Genomic DNA, 20,099 nt, shown 5'->3' with positions numbered 1-20,099 from the left:
GTGACAGGTATGACGCAACGGGTCGACACGCTCCTCATCTTCGGCGCCAGCGGAGATCTCACCGCACGCCTCCTGCTCCCCGGCCTCGGGCAACTCCTCAGCGATCAGCCTGATCGCCACCTCGAACTCATCGGCGTCGGCAGCGCCGACTGGAGCGACGACGACTGGCGCAAGGTCGTGACCAGCTCGTTCGGCGAAGTGACCGCATCCGGCGCGGCCGTCGACGCCCTGGTGGCCGGCACCCGTTACGTCAAGGCCGACGTGACCGACGCCGACGCGCTCACGAAGGTGCTCGGGATGGCCGCGGGCACCCCTGCCATCTACTTCGCGCTGCCGCCCGCGGTGGCAGCACAGGTCGTGGTCACGCTGCAGGGCGTCGACTTCCCATCCGGGCTGACGCTGGCGCTCGAGAAGCCCTTCGGCATGGACGTACCGAGTGCCCAGGCGCTGAACGGCGAACTCGCCAAATTGGTGCCGGAGAACCAGATCCACCGGGTCGATCACTTCCTCGGCCGGTCGACGGTGTTCAACATCCTCGGCCTGCGGTTCGCGAACCGCATCTTCGAGCCGGTGTGGAACGCCGAACACATCGCCGAGATCGCGATCGTCTACGACGAGCAGCTCGGGCTCGAGGGCCGCGCCGGCTACTACGACAAGGCCGGGGCGCTGATCGACATGATCCAGAGCCACCTGCTGCAGGTCATGGCCGTGCTCGCCATGGAGCCGCCCTCGACGCTCGGTCAGGACGACCTGCGCGATGCCAAAGAAATCGTGCTGCGCGCCACCCACCTCTGGAACGACGACCCGAAGGAATCCAGCCGCCGCGCCCGCTACTCCGCCGGCAGCATCGACGGCCGGCAGCTGCCGAGCTACGCCGACGAGCAGGGTGTCGACCCGGCCCGCGAGACCGAAACGCTCGCCGAGGTGACGCTCGAGGTCGCGACGTGGAGGTGGAAGGGTGTGCCGATCACGTTGCGCTCCGGCAAGGCCCTCGGTCAGCGCCGCCGCGAGATCGTGGTCACGTTCAAGCCCGCGCAGCAATTGCCGGTGGGTCTCACCGGTGCGAATTCGCCCACGGTGCTGCGCATCTACCTCGCACCGGATGCGATGTCCCTCGAACTCGATATCAACGGCCCGGGCGACCCCTACGAGCTCGAGCGCGTCAGCCTCGACGCCACGTTCGGCGACGGGCAGCTGCTGGCCTACCGCGAAGTGCTCGCGGGCATCCTCGACGGCGACCCGACGCTGAGCGTGCGCGGAGACTCCGCGGTGGAGGGGTGGCGCATCCTCGCTCCCGTCATCGCCGCGTGGCATGGCGACGAGGTTCCGCTGGAGGAGTACCCGGCCGGCTCAGAGGGTCCCGCGGACTGGCGGCCGATCGGCTGAGCCGGGCGTGCCCGTCGGCCCGCCGCCCAGGAGCGCGGGGTCAGATGGCGATGAAGCCGCTCTCGGCCGTCTGGCGGGCCGCGACGGCCTCGGTGACCTCGGCATGGTGCGCGACGAGCGCACGCAGCGCGTCGTCATCCATCGGGTCGGGGCCGTCGATCATCGGCGCTGCGCCGATGGCGATGCCGTCGGCCAACGCGGGGTAGGCCGGCACCTCCGGCTCGGCCGGCGCGACAGCGAGCGCCACAAGGGGCGCGGTCGGTGCGACGGATGCCCCTGGCGCGGCGGATGCCGCCGGCGACAAGCGGCTCGACACCGAACCGACCGCCCGGGCCAGCTGCCGGGGAACGGCGACCGTGTCGACGGGAGTCAGCGGTGCCACCGTGCCGTGGCCGTTCGATCTCATGCTGATGCCGTGCTCGGCGAGGTTGGCGACGATGTCGCGGGACACCGACTTGGCCAGCGCTGTGTGGAAGATGTCGTCGGTGTCGGTGCTCGACCGGCGGGTGATCGCGAACGATCCGAGCGGGCCGAAATTCTCCATCAGGGTCTGGCTGACCAGCTCGTACAGGCGCTCCTGGCTGACCGTGCTCTCCCGTGCCGCCTTCGCGCGCCGTCGCCAGCCGATCATCGCAACTCCCTCTGCATTCCCACCGTGTGAACAGTGTGCGTGCTGGAGGTGTGCGGGAGCCAATCGACACGCCGGGTTGCGGCGCGCAATGGGCTGATTAGGGTGGGAATTCGCCCGATCGCCGCCCATCCGCCCCCGCGGCCGTGCAGGAAGGACTCCCGCTCATGAACAGAACCTGGATCGTCTTCGCGATCTCGTCCGCGCTCGCCCTCGTCGTCGCGGTCGCCGTGACCGCCGTCGTCGCCCTCGTCGTGCGACTCATCGCCCGGCGCAAGCAGTGGGCGGCCACGCTCATCCGTCGCGCGCGCATCCCGTTCCGCATCGTGCTGCTGGTGCTGTTGCTCTGGGTGGCTATGGCCTCCACCCTGCCCGCGACGGACTGGCTGCCGGCCGTGAATCAGGTCTTCCTGATCCTCGCCATCGCGTCGGGGGCGTGGTTGCTCTGCGCGCTCGCGCTGTTCGTCGAGGACATCGCGCTCGCGCGGTACCGGATCGACCGGCGGGACAATCGCATCGCGCGCCGCGCGCGCACCCAGGTGCAGATTCTGCGGCGCCTCGCCATGGCGGTCGTGATCGTGCTGGCGGCGGGCGCGATCCTGCTCACCTTCCCGGGCGCGCAGGCGGTGGGCGCCAGTGTGCTGGCCTCGGCCGGGATCGTCTCGATCATCGCGGGGCTCGCCGCCCAGTCGACGCTGGCGAACGTGTTCGCGGGCATGCAGATCGCGTTCAGTGACGCCATCCGTGTCGACGACGTGGTGATCGTCGAGAACGAATGGGGGCGCATCGAAGAGATCACCCTCACCTATGTCGTCGTGCACATCTGGGACGACCGGCGCATGGTGCTGCCGAGCACCTACTTCACGGCGCAGCCGTTCCAGAACTGGACCAGGCGCAACTCCGAACTCCTCGGTTCGGTCGAGTTCGATCTCGATTGGCGGGTCACACCGGGGGAGATGCGGGAAGAACTGGGGCGCATCCTGGCCCGCACCGACCTCTGGGATCAGCGCGTGTCGGTGCTGCAGGTGACGGATGCGGTGGGCGGCTTCGTTCGGGTGCGCATCCTGGTCACCGCGATCGACGCGCCGACGCTGTTCGACCTGCGCTGCTTCGTGCGGGAGGAGATGATCGCGTGGCTCTACCGGCAGAGCCCGCAGTCGATCCCGCGCACCCGGGTGCGGATGGTGGAGGAGGAGCCGGACATCTCCCGGCCCTCCCACGTCGGCGACCCGGATGCGGTGGGCCTGTTCCACGGCGACCGCGACGCGGAAGGCCGGGCGAGCATGTTCACCGGGCCGACCGCGACGCGGAAGGCCGGGCGAGCATGTTCACCGGGCCGATCGAGACCCGGTGAGCCGCCTCAGCCGGCGGGCGGGGACTTCGGCTTGAGCGGGGCGCGCGGTGGAACGGGCGCTGCGTTGTCGGGGAGGGGGACGGTCTCGTCGGTCGCGGGGGACTCCGTCGAGGGCGCTGCGGCCGGCGCTGCCGACTGGGTCTCGGACGCCGTTGCCGGCGACGGTGCCACCGGTGGCTCGCCGACCGGGCGCGGCGGCCAGGTGAAGCGCCCCGGCTCCCCGTTCTTCACGAGGTAGACCTGGGCCGCGCGGGTGCCGAACCAGAGAAAGCGCACCAGGAGGAAGAGCACCCCCAGCACGAGCAGGAACACGAGAGCGGCGGCGATGACCGAGACCACGCCGCTCAGCACGCTGAACAGGATGGGCACCGGGCCCGCGCCGGGGTGGAACACCTCAGTGGTCCTCGAGCTCGCGGGCGTCCTCGTCCTGCTGCAGCACGCTGCCGATGGCGAGCGCGAGCGTGATGCCCCAGCTCACCCACATGAGGATCAGGCGCCAGTCACGCGGACCCTTGCGGGTGGCCTGGATGGTGGAGAACGCGCCGATCGCCGCGCCGATGATGCTGCTGTTCAGGATGTACTTGCGCACACTGTCCCCGTCCTCTTCCGTCGATGCTCCTACGGTACCCCGCACGGCCGCTCCGAGGCCCGCCCTGGTAGACTCGGAGTTGGAAATCCGGGCCGCCTGCTTCGCACCTGAACCGCGCCCGGCTCAGCCGAACGGACACATGCCCTCTTCAGCCACTCCCGCCATCCCCTCCTCCGCCGAGTTCCCGTTCGTCGTGGTCTCGAACCGGCTGCCGGTCGATCGCGTCGTCGGTGACGACGGCACACCGTCCTTCCGTACCTCGCCGGGCGGCCTCGTCACGGCGCTCGAACCGGTGATGCGCGAGGCCGATGGGGCCTGGATCGGCTGGACGGGCACGGCCGACGACGAGGCCGAGCCGTTCGAGAACGACGGCATCCACCTCATCCCGGTGACGCTCTCGGCCGACGACATCGAGCTCTACTACGAGGGCTTCTCCAACGACACGCTCTGGCCGCTCTACCACGACGTCATCGCCCCGCCCGCCTACCACCGCGAATGGTGGGAGCGGTACGTCATCGTCAACCAGCGCTTCGCCGACCGGGCCGCGGAGGTGACCGCCGAGGGCGGCACCGTCTGGGTGCAGGACTACCAGTTGCAGCTGGTGCCACGGATGCTCCGCAGCCAGCGACCCGACCTCACCATCGGCTTCTTCAATCACATTCCGTTTCCGGCATACGGGATCTACTCGCAACTGCCGTGGCGCACGCAGATCATCGAGGGGCTGCTCGGCGCCGACGTGATCGGCTTCCAGCGCACCGCCGACGCCGGCAACTTCTCGCGGGCGGTGCGGCGTCTGCTCGGCTTCCAGTCGAAGGGCACCGTCATCGACGTGCCGATCGAGGCCGAGGTGGAGGTGGCGAGCGCGAAGCACCGCATCTCGACCGTGCGGGACGACAAGCTGGTGCGCACCGTCGTGGCGAAGGCGTTCCCCATCTCCATCGACGCGGCGAGCTACGAGGAGCTCGCGCACCGACCCGACATCCAGGCCCGCGCGAAGGAGATCCGCGAGGGGCTCGGCAATCCCGAGGTGGTCATGCTCGGCGTCGACCGGCTCGACTACACCAAGGGCATCGGGCACCGGCTGAAGGCGTTCGGCGAACTGCTCGCCGACGGTGCGCTCGACGTCGAGGATGTGACGCTCGTGCAGGTCGCCAGCCCGAGCCGCGAACGGGTCCGCACCTACCAGAACCTGCGCGACGAGATCGAGTTGACGGTGGGCCGGATCAACGGCGACTACTCCACCATCAGTCACACGGCGATCAGCTACCTGCATCACGGCTACCCGCGTGAGGAGATGGTGGCGCTCTACCTCGCCGCCGATGTGATGCTCGTGACCGCGCTCCGCGACGGCATGAACCTGGTCGCGAAGGAATACGTGGCCACGCGCTTCGACAACGACGGCGTGCTCGTGCTGAGCGAGTTCGCCGGCGCCTCCGACGAGTTGCGCACCGCGCTCCGCGTGAACCCGCACGACATCGAGGGGCTGAAGGAAGCGATCCTCCAGGCCTCGCGGATGCCGCGCAGCGAGCGGGCGAGACGGATGCGGGCGATGCGCAAGCGTGTGCAGGAGAACGACGTGGCGCGGTGGTCGTCGTCGTTCCTCACCGCGCTCGCCACGCCCTCGAACGACCTGGCGCTGCCGAAGGCGAACACCCGCACGGCGGCCCCTCGGCACCAGCGGGCGGCGGAGGAGTCGGAGTGACGTCGTCGGACGTGGCCGACGGCGCCGCCGCCAGCGCCTTGGCGAGCGATCTCGAGCAGCTGGCGGCCGCGCGGCGCCTGCTCGTCGCCCTCGACTTCGACGGCACTCTCGCGCCCGAGGTCGATCGGCCCGACGATGCGCGCGCCCTCCCCGAGGCTCGGGCTGCGGTGCTCGCGCTGCTCGACCTGCCGGACACCTGGGTGGCGATGATCTCGGGCCGTGCCATGGCGAGCCTCGAGCACGTCACGCAGTTGCCCGAGACCGCGCTGCTGGTGGGGTCCCACGGGGTCGAAGTGCGGCATGACGGTGTGACGGAGGTCGCCCTCGACGCGGCCGAACGGAGCCGCGTCGCCGACCTCGGCTCCACTCTGCAGAGCATCGCGGATGCCTTCGAGGGCGTCTGGGTGGAGGCCAAGCCTGCCGGCCATGCGCTGCACGTGCGGTTGGCGAACGAGGCCGACGCCGCCGAGGCGGAGTCGCGCGCGCTCGCCGAGACCGGAGCCGAGGAGAACGGGCTGACCGTGCGGCGCGGCAAGAACATCGTCGAGTTCTCGGTGCGCGACACGACGAAAGGCGAGGCGGTGCGGATGCTCCGCACCCTCGTCGAGGCCGATGCCGTGCTCTTCGCCGGCGACGACGTCACCGACGAGGACGGTTTCGCCGCCCTCCGGTCCGGGGATCTCGGGCTGAAAAGCGGCCCGGGTGAGACGGCGGCCGCGCACCGGGTCGCCGGCCCCGCCGAGGTCGCGCGGGTGCTTGCCAGGCTCGCGGAGCTGCGCTCGAAGAAGTCCTCCACAGGCGGGCGATGAGGGCCGGTTCTCCACAGATCCGGCTGGGTGCCGGAGCACCCCTTTGCCGGTTCTAAACTCATACCATGCCGGAAATAGACATGAAGCCCCGCAGTCGCACCGTCACCGACGGAATCGAAGCCCTCACCTCCCGCGGAATGCTCCGCGGGGTCGGCATGGGCGACGGAGACTGGGAGAAGCCGCAGATCGGCATCGCGAGCTCGTGGAACGAGATCACGCCCTGCAACCTCTCGCTCGAGCGGCTCGCGCGCGCGTCGAAGGAGGGGGTGCACGCCGGCGGCGGCTACCCGCTGCAGTTCGGCACCATCTCGGTCAGCGACGGCATCTCGATGGGGCATGAGGGCATGCACTTCTCGCTGGTCTCGCGCGAGGTGATCGCCGACTCGGTCGAGACGGTGATGATGGCCGAGCGCCTCGACGGCTCGGTGCTGCTCGCCGGTTGCGACAAGTCGCTGCCGGGCATGCTCATGGCTGCCGCCCGCCTCGACCTGGCCTCCGTCTTCCTCTACGCCGGGTCCATCGCCCCGGGCTGGGTGAAGCTCTCCGACGGCACCGAGAAAGACATCACCATCATCGACTCCTTCGAGGCCGTCGGTGCCGTGCGCGCCGGGCGCATGTCGATGGAAGACGCGCATCGCATCGAGTGCGCCTTCGCCCCGGGCGAGGGCTCCTGTGGTGGCATGTACACCGCGAACACCATGGCGAGCGCCGCCGAGGCCATGGGCATGAGCCTCCCGGGTTCGGCTTCGCCCGCCGCGGCCGACCGCCGCCGTGACTACTTCGCGCACCGCTCCGGCGAGGCCGTCGTCAACATGCTGCGGCTCGGGCTCACCGCCCGCGACATCATCACCAAGAAGTCGCTCGAGAACGCGATCGCCGTCGGCATGGCCTTCGGCGGGTCGACGAACCTCGTTCTGCACCTGCTCGCCATCGCGGCCGAGGCCGACGTCGAGCTCACCTTGGCCGACTTCAACAAGATCGGCGACAAGGTGCCGCACATCGGCGACCTCAAGCCCTTCGGCCGCTTCGTCATGAACGACGTCGACCGCCACGGCGGGGTTCCCGCTGTCATGAAGGCTCTGCTCGACGAAGGGCTGCTGCACGGCGACGCCATGACGGTCACCGGCAAGACCATCGAAGAGAACCTCGCCGAGATGGACATCGCGCCGCTCGACGGCGAGGTGCTGCGCCCGCTGTCGAACCCCATCCACAAGTCCGGCGGCCTCACGGTGCTGCAGGGCTCGTTCGCGCCCGAGGGCGCCGTGGTGAAGTCGGCCGGGTTCGACGCCGATGTGTTCGAGGGCCCGGCCCGGGTGTTCGAGCGCGAGCGTGCGGCGATGGACGCGCTCACCGAGGGGCGTATCAACGCCGGTGACGTCGTGGTCATCCGCTACGAAGGCCCCAAGGGCGGGCCTGGCATGCGCGAGATGCTCGCCATCACCGCCGCCATCAAGGGGGCCGGCCTCGGCAAGGATGTACTACTATTGACCGACGGCAGGTTCTCAGGCGGCACAACCGGACTGTGTATCGGCCACATAGCACCCGAAGCGGTCGACGCAGGTCCGATCGCCTTCGTGCGCGATGGTGATCTAATACGGGTCGATATCGCCGCTCGCTCGCTCGACCTACTTGTCGAACCGGCTGAGCTGGAAGCCCGCCGAGACGGCTGGGCCCCACTTCCTCCGCGCTATACCCGTGGCGTTCTCGCGAAGTACTCCAAGCTCGTGCACTCCGCTGCGGTGGGCGCGATCACGGGGTGACTTAGCGCTCCATCACACCCGCGCTCGACTTTAGGAAAAGACCACAATGTCCACGGACGCTTTCCCCGTGCCAACCAAGAAGACTCCACCCGGTCCGGCTGAGCCCGAAATGCTCACCGGCTCCGGAGCGGTACTCCGCTCGCTGAAGAACCTCGGCATCACCGACGTGTTCGGTTTGCCGGGCGGAGCCATCATCCCGTTCTACGACGAGCTGATGACGCAGAACGACATCCGCCACATCCTCGTGCGCCACGAGCAGGGCGCCGGCCACGCCGCCGAGGGTTACGCGGCCGCGACCGGCAAGGTCGGTGTCGCCATCGCCACCAGCGGGCCCGGTGCCACCAACCTCGTCACGGCGATCGCCGACGCCTACATGGACTCGGTGCCGCTGCTCGCCATCACCGGCCAGGTGTTCTCGCACCTGATGGGAACGGATGCTTTCCAGGAGGCCGACATCGTGGGCATCACGATGCCCATCACGAAGCACTCCTTCCTCGTCAAGACCGCCGAGGAGGTGCCGGCCACGATCGCCGCGGCCTACCAGATCGCCACCACCGGGCGTCCCGGCCCGGTGCTCGTCGACATCACGAAAGACGCCCAGCAGAACCTCGCGCCCTTCATCTGGCCCCCGAAGGTGGAGCTGCCCGGCTACCGACCCATCACCAAGGCGCACGGCAAGCAGATCCAAGCCGCCGCGCAGTTGCTGCTGGAGTCGAAGAAGCCGGTCTTCTACGTCGGTGGTGGCGTCATCCGCGCCGAGGCGACGGCCGAACTGGCCCGCCTGGTCGAGGCGACCGGCGTGCCGGTGGTCACCACGTTGATGGCACGCGGGGCCTTCCCCGACTCGCATCCGCAGCACCTCGGCATGCCGGGGATGCACGGCACGGTTCCCGCCGTGCTGTCGTTGCAGGAGAGCGACCTGATCGTGTCGCTCGGGGCGCGCTTCGACGACCGGGTGACCGGCAAGGCCAGCGAATTCGCGCCGAACGCGAAGATCGTGCACGTCGATGTCGATCCGGCGGAGATCTCGAAGATCCGGGTGGCGGACGTGCCGATCGTGGGCGACGCCAAGGAGGTCATCTCCGACCTGATCACGGCGTACACCGACGCGGCGGGCGGCTCGAAGCTCGACCTCGCCGACTGGTGGAACTACCTGCACGGTCTGCAGAAGGAGTTCCCACTCGGCTACGCCGAGCCCGCCGACGGGCTGCTCGCGCCGCAGTACGTGATCAAGCGCATCGGGGAACTCACCGGGCCCGAGGCGATCTACGCAGCAGGCGTCGGGCAGCACCAGATGTGGGCCGCACAGTTCATCAAGTACGAGCGACCGCATGCCTGGCTGAACTCGGGCGGCGCCGGCACCATGGGCTACGCGATTCCCGCGGCGATGGGGGCCAAGGTCGCCGAGCCCGAGCGCACGGTGTGGGCGATCGACGGCGACGGCTGCTTCCAGATGACCAATCAGGAGCTCGCCACCTGCACGATCAACGACATCCCGATCAAGGTCGCGGTCATCAACAACTCCTCGCTGGGCATGGTGCGCCAGTGGCAGACGCTGTTCTACGACGGCCGGCACTCCTTCACCGACCTCAACACGGGTCATGAGACCCGGATGGTCCCCGACTTCGTGAAGATGGCCGACGCCTACGGCGCGCTGGGCATCCGGGTCACCAAGGTCGAGGAGGTCGACGCGGCGATCAAGCTGGCGCTGGAGACGAACGACCGCCCCGTGGTCATCGACTTCATCGTCTCGGCCGACGCCATGGTGTGGCCGATGGTGCCGCAGGGCGTCAGCAACAGCTTCGTGCAGTACGCGAAAGACCACGCCCCCGAGTGGGAAGAGGAGTAGACCCATGAGCACACACGTTCTGAGCCTCCTCGTCGAGGACAAACCGGGTCTACTCACCCGGGTCGCCGGACTGTTCGCGCGTCGCGGCTTCAACATCGAGTCGCTCGCGGTCGGCCACTCCGAGATCGACGGCCTCTCGCGCATCACAGTCGTGGTCGACGTCGAAGACCTCCCGCTCGAGCAGGTGACCAAGCAGCTGAACAAGCTGATCAACGTCATCAAGATCGTCGAACTCGACCCGGCCCAGTCGGTGCAGCGGGAGCACCTGCTGGTCAAGGTGCGGGTCGACAACACGACGCGCTCCCAGGTGCTCGAGGCCGTGAACCTCTTCCGTGCCCGCGTGGTCGACGTCTCGACCGATGCGCTCGTGATCGAGGTCACCGGCGACTCCGGCAAGATCCAGGCATTCCTCCGGGTGCTCGAGCCCTACGGCATCAAGGAGCTCGCCCAGTCGGGCCTGCTCGCGATCGGTCGTGGCAGCAAGAGCATCACCGAACGCGTCTTCAAGAACTGAAACCAAGCCCCACTAACAAGGAGAGAAACACACGTGACCGAGATCTTCTATGACCAGGACGCCGATCTGTCCCTGATCCAGTCCAAGAAGGTGGCCATCATCGGCTACGGCTCGCAGGGCCACGCCCACGCGCTGAACCTTCGTGACTCGGGCGTCGACGTCGTCGTCGCGCTGAAGGAGGGGTCGAAGTCGACCGCCAAGGCCGAGGAGGCGGGCTTCAAGGTCCTCTCCGTCGCCGAGGCCACCTCCTGGGCCGACGTCATCGTCATCCTCGCGCCGGACCAGCACCAGCGCGGAATCTACGCCCAGGACATCCAGCCGAACATCACCGAGGGCAAGACCCTCGTGTTCGGCCACGGCTTCAACATCCGCTTCGGCTACATCCAGGCGCCCGAGGGCGTCGACGTCATCATGGTCGCTCCGAAGGGCCCGGGACACACCGTGCGTCGCGAGTACGAGGCCGGCCGTGGTGTGCCCGTGATCGTCGCCGTCGAGAAGGATGCGACCGGCTCGGCGTGGGACCTCGCCTGGAGCTACGCCAAGGGCATCGGCGGCCTGCGTGCCGGTGGCATCAAGACCACCTTCACCGAAGAGACCGAGACCGACCTGTTCGGCGAGCAGGCCGTGCTCTGCGGTGGTGTCTCGCAGCTCGTGCAGTACGGCTTCGAAACCCTCACCGAGGCTGGCTACCAGCCGCAGATCGCCTACTTCGAGGTGCTGCACGAGCTGAAGCTGATCGTCGACCTCATGTGGGAGGGCGGCATCGCCAAGCAGCGCTGGTCGGTCTCCGACACCGCTGAGTACGGCGACTACGTCTCCGGCCCGCGCGTCATCGACCCGCACGTGAAGGAGAACATGCAGGCTGTGCTCGCCGACATCCAGTCGGGCGCGTTCGCCAAGCGGTTCATCGACGACCAGGACGCCGGAGCGCCCGAGTTCCTCGCGCTGCGCGAGAAGGGTGCCGCCCACCCCATCGAGGCCACCGGCAAGGAGCTGCGCGCCCTCTTCGCCTGGAAGCAGCAGGACGCGGACTACACCGACGGCAGCGCTGCGCGCTGACCTCAGCACGACCCGAAGGGCCCTGGAACGCATGTTCCGGGGCCCTTCGGTCATGTCAGGGCCGGCGGTCATCCCGGGGGCGGGGCCCTGGATGGAGCGTGGCCCGGCATGGAGCGGGGTTCGGGAGACGCGGGCGGGCTACTGGGCCGGGATGCGTTCCGGCGTGCGCAGGATCAGTCGCGGGCGCACGAGACGGTGGCGCGGGTCGTCCGCCGGAGCGTCGCCGAGCCGGCCACCGTGCACCCCCGTCAGCAGGTCGAGCACGCCGGCCGCCACCTCGTCGAGCGGCTGCTCGACGCTCGAGAGTCCGAGGGCGGCGGCGACGGGCGTGTTGTCGTAGCCGACCACAGGAATCCGGCCGCCGGATGCGATCAGCGCGCCGAGCGCGAGGGAGTCGCTCGCGCACACCACGGCATCGACATCGCCCGCGGCGAGCAGCTCGCGCATGGCGGCCCCACCCTGGGTGACGCCGTCCTCGACCGCGCGGCTCATCGCGGCGAGATCGTCGTCCGAGACGGGCCCGTGCTCACGCAGCGCGTCGCGCCAACCCCGCCGGCGATCGTCGCCGGTGCCGGAGGGGCTGGGCCAGCCGATGTAGCCGACCCGCCGATGACCCTGGGCCAGCAACGCTGCCGTGGCTTCGTGCAGGCCGAACCAGCCGTCGACATCCACCCACAGGTGCTGCGGATCGTTCATGTCGTCGATGCCCCACGGGCGCCCGAAGGTCACGAACGACTGGCCGTTCTCGATCAGCCACTGGGTGCGCGGGTCGCCGTGGAAGGTGGAGGTGAGCACGAAGGCATCGACATCGGCGGCGTCGCGCAACCGCGCGAACTGGGCGATCTCGTCGTGCGGATCGGTCGCCGTGAAGAGCATCACGCGCAATCCCTGCCGCGCGGCCTGCTCGGTCAGGGCGTGCAGGAAGCGGTCGAGCACCGAACCGGAGATGCCGTCGGTCATCGGATCGATGCGGATGCCGAGGGTCGAACTCTTGCGCGTGCGGAGCCGGCGGGCCGACTCGTGCGGCCGGTAGCCGAGCTCGGCGATGGCCGACTGCACCCGCGCGCGGGTGTCGGGACGCACGATCGCGGGGGTGTTGAGCACGTTGGAGACCGTCTGGCGCGAGACGCCCGCAACGCGGGCCACGTCGTGAATGGTGGGGAGTGCCGACACGATGCCCCTCTCCGGCTCGCTTGATCGTTCCAACGACATTACCGCCTTGCTCCTTGCCGCATCCGCAGCGCCGGGTTATGGTGGACGAATCATCCTTTGAACGATCAAATTCTCATCGACCGAGCATTAGAACGTTCAAAGCTCATCCGGGTGACCCACCGTCGGGTCCGGAGGTCCAGCACCAGCACAAGGAGAAACCCCATGCAACGACGCAGCTCCCGTTGGCTCGTCGCGCTCGGCATCGCCGGCGCGACGGCTCTCACCCTCAGCGCCTGTGGCTCCGGCTTCGACGACGCCGGATCGACCGGCGCCGCCCAGGACTCCGCGGCGCCGCTCACCGTGCTCATCGGCTCGAGCGGTGACGCCGAGACCGCGGCCGTCACCGACGCCGTGGCGGCGTGGTCGGCCGACTCCGGCACCGACGCCACGGTGACCGCCGCATCCGATCTCAACCAGCAACTCAGCCAGGGCTTCGCGAGCGGCAAGCCCGCCGACGTGTTCTACGTGTCGACGGATGCGCTGGCCGGCTTCGCCTCGAACGGCTCGCTCTACCCCTACGGCGATCAGCTGAGCAACAAGAGCGACTTCTACCCGACCCTCGTCGACTCCTTCACCTACGACGGCCAGTTCTACTGCGCCCCGAAGGACTTCTCGACCCTCGGTCTCGTCATCAACACCGACATGTGGGCCGCCGCCGGGCTGACGGATGCCGACATCCCCACCACCTGGGACCAGCTCACGGCCGTCGCCACCAAGCTCACCACCCCCGAGCACGTCGGCCTCACCTTCTCGCCCGAGTTCGCCCGCGTCGGCGCCTTCATGGCCCAGGCCGGCGGATCGCTCCTGAATGCCGACCAGACCGAGGCCACCGTCAACAGCGACGCCAACCTGCAGGGCCTGGACTACGTGAAGTCGCTGCTCACGAGTGGCGTGGCCAAGTACTCCTCCGACCTCGGTGCCGGCTGGGGTGGTGAGGCCTTCGGCAAGGGTCTCGCGGCGATGACCGTCGAGGGCAACTGGATCGCCGGCGGCCTCGAGGCCGACTACCCCGACGTGAAGTACTCCGTGGCACAGCTGCCGGCCGGCCCCGGAGGTCAGGGCACCCTGCAGTTCACCAACTGCTGGGGCATCGCCGCCGACAGCCCCAACCAGGAGGCAGCGCTGAGCCTGGTGGAGCAGCTCACCAGCACCGACCAGCAGCTCGCCTTCGCGAAGGCCTTCGGCGTCATGCCCTCGGTGCAGTCGGCCGCCGACCAGTGGAAGAGCGAGAACCCCGACAAGACCGCGTTCCTCGACGCCGCCGACTACGCCCAGGGCGTGCCGACGCTGCAGGGCTCGGCCGACGTCATCAAGGACCTCAACTCGCAGCTCGAGTCGCTGGCGAGCCAGGACCCGAAGACCATCCTCGACAGCGCGCAGAAGAACATGGAAGCGGTCGTCGCCGACAACCAGTAGGCGAACGGATGCGGGCCGGCCCGACTCGAGGGTCGGGCCGGCCCGACCGAAGCACCCCCGATCATCCGTTGTTCCGATGCGAGGCGAAGGAGACCCCATGAGTGCGAACGCGACCGCTCAGGCTCCCGTGAAGACGGGCAAGCAGCCGGGCCGTGACCGCGGTGTGGCGAGAGGGATCGCCAAGTCGGAGGGTGTGGCCGGATGGCTCTTCACCGCCCCGATGCTCGTCATCCTCGGCCTGTTCCTCGTGGTGCCGGTGCTCATGGCGCTCTGGGTCAGCTTCTCCGACTGGTCGGGCCGGGGCAGCCCGTTCTCGGGCAACGTCAGCTTCGTCGGCACCGAGAACTACGCCGACCTGCTGAGCGGGGGCGGCCTGGCCGAACGCGACTTCGGCATCTCCCTGCGCAACAACGCCTGGTACGTCGTGCTGGTGGTGCCGCTGCAGACGGCCCTGTCGTTGTTTCTCGCGGTGCTGGTGAACCGGCAGATCCTCAAAGGGCGCGGGTTCTTCCGCACGGCGTTCTACTTCCCGAGCGTCACGAGCTCGGTGGCCATCACCGTGCTGTGGCTGTTCCTCTTCGGTGCGAGCGGTGCCGTCAACAAGGTGCTCTCGTGGTTCGGCGTCAACGGGCCGAACTGGTTCCAGGACCCCTCGGGCATCGTGCACAACCTCCTCGCGGCGATCGGCGTGACCGAGGGGCCGGCGCTCCTCACCGACAACACCGCGCTCGGCGTGTCCTGGTGGGACTGGCTCTCGGGCCCCTCGGTCGCGATGTCGGCGTTCGTGCTGATGGCGGTCTTCACCACCAGCGGAACCTTCATGCTGCTGTTCATCGCCGCCCTGCAGAACCTGTCCGGCGAAGTGCAGGAGGCCGCCATGATCGACGGGGCCAACGGCTGGCAGCGCTTCTGGCGCGTCACCCTGCCTCAGCTGCGGCCGACCCTGTTCACCGTGCTCACGCTCGGTCTCATCGGCACCTGGCAGGTCTTCGACCAGATCTACACCGGAACGCAGGGCGGCCCCGGCAAGACCACCGTGACCCCCGCCTACCTCTCCTACACCTCGGCGTTCGAGAGCCAGCAGTGGGGGCGCGGCGCGGCCATCGCATTCGTGCTCTTCGTGATCATCGTGCTGTTCACCATCCTGCAACGCTTCATCCTGCGCGACCGGAAGGTGTCACGACGACGGATGCGCGCCTATGCCATCGCCGCCACTCCGAAGGAGGCGGGTCGATGACCACCCTGGCGCGCCGCCGCACCCCGCGCGCGATCGCGGCCTCGTCGATCGTCTACGCCCTCCTCGTGGTCATCGCGATCATCTACATCTTCCCGTTCCTGATCAACGTGGCCACCTCGTTCAAGACCGACGCCGAGGCCGCCAGCGATCCGCTGTCGCTGATCCCGCAGACCTGGACCACCGCGGCCTACGCGCGCCTGTTCCTCAACTCCGACTTCCCGACCTGGTTCGCCAATTCCGCGGTCGTGACGATCTTCGTGACGGCCGGTCGCGTCTTCCTCGACTCGCTCGCCGGTTACGCGCTCGCCCGCCTGCATTTCCGCGGCCGGGGGATCGTGTTCGCCGGACTCATCGCCGTGATGGCGGTGCCGGCCGTGGTGCTCCTCATTCCCAAGTTCCTCGTCATCAACCAACTCGGCATCTACGACAGTTACGCCGGCATGATCATCCCGCTGCTCGTCGATGCCGCGGGCGTGTTCATCATGAAGAACTTCTTCGAGTCGATCCCGGCGTCGGTCGAAGAGCAGGCGCGTATCGACGGAGCCGGAACCTTCCGCATCTTCTGGTCGGTCGTGCTGCCGATGGCCCGGCCCGCGCTCATCACGATCATCATCCTGTCGTTCCAGGGCTCGTGGAACGAGCTGTCGCACTTCATCATCTCGACGCAGTCGCCCGACCTCACCACGCTCACGAAGGGCGTCGCGTCACTCGCCTCGGGGCAGCTGAGTCAGGGGACGCAGTATCCGCTGAAGCTCGCGGCCGCCGCGATCATGACCATCCCGGTCGCGGTCATGTTCTTCATCTTCCAGCGCCGCATCATGAACGCGAGCGAAGGGGCGGTGAAGGAGTGACCGCGCCGCCTGCCACCATCGCCGCCCCCTGCGGCGGCTTGAACCCGGGGCGCTGGTCGTTCCGTCCGCCGCGGACGCGTGCATCGCCGGCGCCCCGCCGTTCCCGTCTTCGCCCGACCGACCAGGAGTCGTGACCATGTCCCATCCTCTTCAGCCCCTCCTCAGCGACGCGACCGTCGTCCTCGCCGCGCCCACCCAGGCCTGGTCGGCGTGGTCGGGCGCGATGACCGAACCCATCCACGGCATCTACCACTCCGACGCCCGCGTGTTCCGCGGCCTGTCGGTCACCGTGGGCGGGCGGACGCCCGAGGCGATCTCGAGCGCCACGACGGATGCGACGACCGTCGTCGTCACCTCCCTGGTGCGCAACATCGACGACCGCGGTGCCGATCCGCGGATGCGTCTGGATGCCCGCCGTGAGGTCGCGCCCGGGCGGCTCACCGAGACCTACGCTCTCTCCTCCGCACTGACCGAACCGGTCACGACCACGGTCCGGGTGACGCTCGTGGCCGACTTCGCGCCCATCCAAGCCGTGAAGGCCGGCGTCGCGGGAGTGGGTTTCGACTTCGCGTTCGTGGGCGGCGATGCAGGGGGCGCGACGGCCGACCGCATCGACGCGCTCGCCGAAGGGGAGCGGGCACGGCTCGCGGCCGGCAGTGCCTCCGCGGCGCTCGAAGCACCAGGCGCCGAGGTGCGGATCGTGCGCCCCGAGAACACGGGCGGCATGGTGCAGGTGGTGATGGACTGGCCCGTGACGGTTCCCGCCAAGGGGTCGGTGACCCTCGGTTGGCACGCCGAGCTGCGCGACGATGCGGCCGTCGTGCAGGGAGCATCCGGACAGCCTGAGTGGCGCGACGCCCGCGTCGAGGCCGGTGACACGCGCCTCGCCCGCTGGTCGGCCCGCGCCCTCGACGACCTGTCGGCGCTCCGCATGACGACGGCAGCGCATCCGCACGAGCCGTTCCTGGCCGCCGGCGCCCCTTGGTTCTTCACCCTCTTCGGCCGCGATTCGATCTGGGCCGCGCGCCTGCTGCTGCCGCTCGGCACGGACATCGCCGGGTCGACCCTGCGCGTGCTGGCGGGCCTGCAGGGCACCGCGACGGTGGGGGAGACGGCCGAGCAGCCGGGCAAGATCATGCACGAATTGCGGCCGGCCACCTTCACCATCCCGGGCGAAGGGGTGTCGTTGCCGCCGCTCTACTACGGCACCGTCGACGCCACGGCCCTCTGGATCTCGCTGCTGCATGACGCCTGGCGCTGGGGCCTGCCCGACGACGAGGTGCGTGCCCTGCTGCCGAACCTGCGCCGCGCCCTCGAATGGATGCGCGACCACGGTGACAGCGACGGCGACGGCTTTCTCGAGTACGCCGACACCACGGGCCACGGCCTGGCGAACCAGGGATGGAAGGACTCCGGCGACTCGGTGCAGTGGCGTGACGGCCGACTCGCCGAGGGGCCTATCGCGCTCTGCGAGGTGCAGGGCTACGCCTACGAGGCGGCGCTCGGGGGAGCGGAGTTGCTGGAGCACTTCGGTGAGCCGGGCGCGGCCGAGTGGCGGGGCTGGGCGGCCGCGCTCGCAGACCGGTTCCGCCAGGCGTTCTGGGTGACGGATGCGCGGGGCCGCCACTACCCGGCCATCGCGCTCGACGCGGCGAAGCGCCCGGTCGACACGCTCACCAGCAACATCGGTCATCTGCTCGGCACGGGCATCCTGAACGCGAGTGAGGCGGCAGAGGTCGCCGCCCTCCTCGCGTCCCCGGAGCTCGACTCGGGCTTCGGCTTGCGCACCATGGCCACCGACTCGGCCGGGTACTGGCCGCTCAGCTACCACGGCGGATCGGTCTGGGCGCACGACACGGCGATCGCCATCCGCGGCCTCGCGCACGACGGGTTCCGGGCCGAGGCTGCCGCGCTGAGCGCCGGGCTCCTCGCCGCCGCCGAGTCGTTCGGCTACCGGATGCCCGAACTGCACTCCGGCGATGCGGCCACCTCGGCCGTCGCGCCCGCCCCCTATCCCGCGGCGTGCCGCCCGCAGGCCTGGTCGGCCGCGGCGGCCGTGGCCGTGGCGACAGCCGCCGTCGACGTCCGCCCCACGCCCGACCGCGCGGGCATCACGGTGGCGCCTCTGGCCGACGCCGCCCTCGGTCACGTCGCTCTCGAGGGTGTGCGCGTCGGCGCGGCGCGCTTCACGGTCCACTCGGCCGCGGCCGGTGCATCCGTCTCCCCGGCCTGACCTTCGCTCGCCCTGGGCGGTTCGCGATTTCGGACGATGCCGCCGGGGAGGCAGCAAGGGGGCGCGGTAGGGTGGGGGCATGAGCGACCGGCGGGATGACGACGCGCTCGCCTGGGCGGGCGACGACGACCCGACGCTCGCGCCGGTGGGGTCTGCGGTCGAGGGCGACGAGATCGAGGAGATCGACGACGCCTCGGCCGACGAGCCCGGGCCCGCGCCGGTCGGCGCGGCCGCCCCGGCGTCCGCCGGCGCAGGTCGGGCCGCTCAGCGCACCGTGCTCGACGAGGCGGAGGACGCGGAGGACCGCGCCGCCGAACGAGAGCTCGCGGAGGCGGAGGCCGCCACGAAGCAGCTGAGCTCTGCGGCACTGATCGGCATGGGCATCCTGGGTGGGGTGTACCTGCTCTACACCATCGGCTGGGTCGTGAGCTTCAGCCGCTACCAGACCCCGCTCACGGTCGACTTCTCGGTGGTGAGCTACCGCATCACCCAGACCCTCGCCATCGCGGCCACCCCGCTCTGGTTCGTGGCGACGCTTCTCATCACGCAGCGCCGGGACATCCGCTTCCGCTTCCTCTGGCTCGTGCTCGGTGTGCTCGTGCTGGTGCCGTGGCCCTTCCTGATGGGGGTGTGACATGGGTTCGACGACAACGACGAGCACGTCGGCTGCACCGGCGAAGCGCGGCTTCCGCACCTTCGGCGCCTCCGGCTGGGCTGTTGCGGTGATCTTCGCGTTCCTGTTCGCCTACCACCTGTGGGGCGGCGTCGCGAACCTGATCGGCGTGGTCTCGACGTTCTCGAGCTTCGGCGTCGCCGTGTCGGCGGAGGTGTGGGCCCTCGTCATCGCCTATGCGGTCGCCCCCGTCGTCGTCTACGCGGCGGCGCTCCTGATCGGCCGCACGCTGCCAAACTTCGGCCGGGTGGTCGTGTTCGTCGTCGGGTTCGCCGTGGTCTCGGTCATCTCGCTCGACATCCTCGTGCTCGCCAGCGCATCCTGAGCATCGTCATTCGGCGCGTTCGCGGGCGGCCAGCGCCTCGGTCTCCGCTCGGGTGATCTCGACGGATGCCCTCAGGTGCCGCTCGAGGAATCGCAACTCCTCGAGTGAGTACCCTGCGTAGAGTCGCTCGAAGGCCGCGCCGATGCCGGCGTAGATGTTCTCGCGCTCGGCCAGTGCCGCTTCATCGGCGGAGACGACCGCCCGGCGCCGATCGGTCGGGTGGGTGTCGCGTCGGGCGAGGCCCTTGCTGCGCAATCGGTCGATCACGCCGGTCACCGCCCCCGAGGTGACGCCGAGGCGCGTCATGAGGTCGCCGGCCGATTGCGGGCCTTCGCGCAGCAGGATGCTCAGCGCCTTCATGTCGGTCACGCCGAGTCCGTTTTGTGCGGCGGCCAGTTGATGGAAGTGCGCGGTCTGGGTGGAGTCGATCTCGCCGAGCAGGGTGAGGGTGGCGATGAGTTCGCGACGGACATCCGAATCGGGCACGACTCATCTTGTCACG

General features: G+C 69.3%; 18 protein-coding genes. 14 read left to right on the top strand and 4 right to left on the bottom strand.

Annotated elements, in window-relative coordinates; all coding sequences use genetic code 11:
- Positions 1-9 precede the first annotated feature (9 nt).
- The gene (locus tag AC3WLB_RS11075) at positions 10-1,386 is read left to right on the top strand and encodes a glucose-6-phosphate dehydrogenase (RefSeq protein WP_492505900.1); all 1,377 of its coding nucleotides are present in this window, start codon (positions 10-12) and stop codon (positions 1,384-1,386) included.
- Between the two features lie 40 nt (positions 1,387-1,426).
- Here the strand turns inward: AC3WLB_RS11075 and AC3WLB_RS11070 are convergent, their stop codons facing one another.
- Positions 1,427-2,017 (bottom strand): hypothetical protein, encoded by a 591-nt coding sequence (locus tag AC3WLB_RS11070; protein ID WP_492505898.1) that lies wholly within the window; start codon positions 2,015-2,017, stop codon positions 1,427-1,429.
- Positions 2,018-2,181: 164 nt separating this feature from the next.
- Here AC3WLB_RS11070 and AC3WLB_RS11065 point away from each other — a divergent pair, with 164 nt between their 5' ends.
- Positions 2,182-3,606 carry a mechanosensitive ion channel family protein gene (locus tag AC3WLB_RS11065; RefSeq protein WP_492505896.1) on the top strand — a complete coding sequence of 475 codons (1,425 nt, stop codon included), beginning with the start codon at positions 2,182-2,184 and terminating at the stop codon, positions 3,604-3,606.
- A 156-nt stretch (positions 3,607-3,762) separates the two neighbouring features.
- Here the strand turns inward: AC3WLB_RS11065 and AC3WLB_RS11060 are convergent, their stop codons facing one another.
- Positions 3,763-3,957 (bottom strand): hypothetical protein, encoded by a 195-nt coding sequence (locus tag AC3WLB_RS11060; RefSeq protein ID WP_022896757.1) that lies wholly within the window; start codon positions 3,955-3,957, stop codon positions 3,763-3,765.
- 139 nt (positions 3,958-4,096) lie between these two features.
- On the opposite strand from AC3WLB_RS11060, the gene otsA reads away from it, so the two are divergent.
- The 6 genes from otsA (at position 4,097) to ilvC (ending at position 11,650) form a co-directional block, all read left to right on the top strand.
- Positions 4,097-5,659, top strand: a complete 1,563-nt coding sequence (gene otsA / locus AC3WLB_RS11055; RefSeq protein WP_492505894.1) for an alpha,alpha-trehalose-phosphate synthase (UDP-forming) — start codon at positions 4,097-4,099, stop codon at positions 5,657-5,659.
- On the top strand, positions 5,656-6,468 hold the full coding sequence (otsB, locus tag AC3WLB_RS11050) for a trehalose-phosphatase (protein ID WP_492505892.1): 813 nt from the start codon (positions 5,656-5,658) through the stop codon (positions 6,466-6,468). The genes otsA and otsB overlap by 4 nt, the downstream gene beginning before the upstream one ends.
- Before the next feature lie 65 nt (positions 6,469-6,533).
- Positions 6,534-8,228: a dihydroxy-acid dehydratase gene (gene ilvD / locus AC3WLB_RS11045; protein WP_492505890.1), complete on the top strand. Its 1,695-nt coding sequence runs from the start codon at positions 6,534-6,536 to the stop codon at positions 8,226-8,228.
- Positions 8,229-8,274: 46 nt separating this feature from the next.
- Positions 8,275-10,077: an acetolactate synthase large subunit gene (locus tag AC3WLB_RS11040; protein ID WP_492505888.1), complete on the top strand. Its 1,803-nt coding sequence runs from the start codon at positions 8,275-8,277 to the stop codon at positions 10,075-10,077.
- A gap of 4 nt (positions 10,078-10,081) precedes the next feature.
- The gene (ilvN, locus tag AC3WLB_RS11035) at positions 10,082-10,591 is read left to right on the top strand and encodes an acetolactate synthase small subunit (RefSeq protein ID WP_492505886.1); all 510 of its coding nucleotides are present in this window, start codon (positions 10,082-10,084) and stop codon (positions 10,589-10,591) included.
- Positions 10,592-10,624: 33 nt separating this feature from the next.
- Entirely contained in the window at positions 10,625-11,650 is a 1,026-nt protein-coding gene (gene ilvC, locus AC3WLB_RS11030) for a ketol-acid reductoisomerase (protein ID WP_492505884.1), read from the top strand.
- 138 nt (positions 11,651-11,788) lie between these two features.
- Here ilvC and AC3WLB_RS11025 read toward each other — a convergent pair whose 3' ends face one another.
- Positions 11,789-12,823, bottom strand: a complete 1,035-nt coding sequence (locus tag AC3WLB_RS11025) for a LacI family DNA-binding transcriptional regulator (RefSeq protein WP_492505882.1) — start codon at positions 12,821-12,823, stop codon at positions 11,789-11,791.
- A 201-nt stretch (positions 12,824-13,024) separates the two neighbouring features.
- On the opposite strand from AC3WLB_RS11025, the gene AC3WLB_RS11020 reads away from it, so the two are divergent.
- From AC3WLB_RS11020 to AC3WLB_RS10995, 6 genes are all read left to right on the top strand, one after another.
- Complete coding sequence (locus AC3WLB_RS11020; protein WP_492505880.1) at positions 13,025-14,278, top strand: sugar ABC transporter substrate-binding protein; 1,254 nt, start codon at positions 13,025-13,027, stop codon at positions 14,276-14,278.
- A 97-nt stretch (positions 14,279-14,375) separates the two neighbouring features.
- The gene (locus AC3WLB_RS11015; RefSeq protein WP_492505878.1) at positions 14,376-15,515 is read left to right on the top strand and encodes a carbohydrate ABC transporter permease; all 1,140 of its coding nucleotides are present in this window, start codon (positions 14,376-14,378) and stop codon (positions 15,513-15,515) included.
- Positions 15,512-16,366, top strand: a complete 855-nt coding sequence (locus tag AC3WLB_RS11010) for a carbohydrate ABC transporter permease (RefSeq protein ID WP_492505876.1) — start codon at positions 15,512-15,514, stop codon at positions 16,364-16,366. The genes AC3WLB_RS11015 and AC3WLB_RS11010 overlap by 4 nt, the downstream gene beginning before the upstream one ends.
- Positions 16,367-16,502: 136 nt before the next feature.
- Positions 16,503-18,599 carry a glycogen debranching N-terminal domain-containing protein gene (locus AC3WLB_RS11005; RefSeq protein WP_492505874.1) on the top strand — a complete coding sequence of 699 codons (2,097 nt, stop codon included), beginning with the start codon at positions 16,503-16,505 and terminating at the stop codon, positions 18,597-18,599.
- A gap of 79 nt (positions 18,600-18,678) precedes the next feature.
- Complete coding sequence (locus AC3WLB_RS11000; RefSeq protein ID WP_492505872.1) at positions 18,679-19,233, top strand: hypothetical protein; 555 nt, start codon at positions 18,679-18,681, stop codon at positions 19,231-19,233.
- Between the two features lies 1 nt (position 19,234).
- Positions 19,235-19,597 (top strand): hypothetical protein, encoded by a 363-nt coding sequence (locus tag AC3WLB_RS10995; protein ID WP_492505870.1) that lies wholly within the window; start codon positions 19,235-19,237, stop codon positions 19,595-19,597.
- 6 nt (positions 19,598-19,603) lie between these two features.
- On the opposite strand, the gene AC3WLB_RS10990 is transcribed toward AC3WLB_RS10995, so the two are convergent.
- On the bottom strand, positions 19,604-20,083 hold the full coding sequence (locus AC3WLB_RS10990; RefSeq protein WP_492505868.1) for a MarR family winged helix-turn-helix transcriptional regulator: 480 nt from the start codon (positions 20,081-20,083) through the stop codon (positions 19,604-19,606).
- Positions 20,084-20,099 lie beyond the last annotated feature (16 nt).

This window comes from Herbiconiux sp. FW305-C-125 (genome assembly GCF_058783455.1).
This window is presented reverse-complemented; position numbering and strand designations above follow the sequence as displayed.